Below are 533 nucleotides of genomic sequence, written 5' to 3'. Positions count from 1 at the left end.
GCTCTCGGTGCGGGCATGACGAACCAGCAGCACGACCACGACTTCGACCACGACCGTCGCTCGTTCGCCTCCCGAACCCCGGTCAACAACAACCCCGACAAGGTTGTCTACCGCCGCGGCTTCGTCACCCGCCATCAGGTGACGGGCTGGCGGTTCGTGATGCGCCGAATCGCCGCCGGAATCGCATTGCACGACACCCGCATGCTGGTCGACCCGTTGCGCACTCAGTCACGCGCGGTGCTGATGGGTGTGCTGATTGTGATCACGGGGTTGATCGGCTCCTTCGTATTCTCGTTGATTCGGCCCAATGGGCAGGCGGGTAGCAACGCGGTGCTTGCCGACCGGTCCACCGCGGCGCTGTATGTGCGGGTGGGCGAGCAGCTGCACCCGGTGCTCAACCTGACCTCGGCCCGGCTGATCGTCGGCCGGCCGGTGAGCCCGACGACGGTGAAAAGTACTGAGTTGGACCAGTTTCCGCGCGGAAACCTGATCGGCATCCCGGGTGCGCCGGAGCGGATGGTGCAGAACACCTC

1 pseudogene is annotated in these 533 nt (G+C 65.5%); it reads left to right on the top strand.

Features of this window, described 5'->3' with window-relative positions:
• Positions 1 to 15: 15 nt before the first annotated feature.
• Positions 16 to 533: pseudogene (gene eccB3, locus FJM08_RS08565) on the top strand (type VII secretion system ESX-3 subunit EccB3); the annotation flags it as partial.

The organism is Metamycoplasma equirhinis (genome assembly GCF_006385185.1).
Lineage (GTDB): Bacteria > Bacillota_I > Bacilli_A > Mycoplasmatales > Metamycoplasmataceae > Metamycoplasma > Metamycoplasma equirhinis.
The sequence above is the reverse complement of the archived record's forward strand: the minus strand, read 5'-3'. Positions and strand labels throughout refer to the sequence as shown.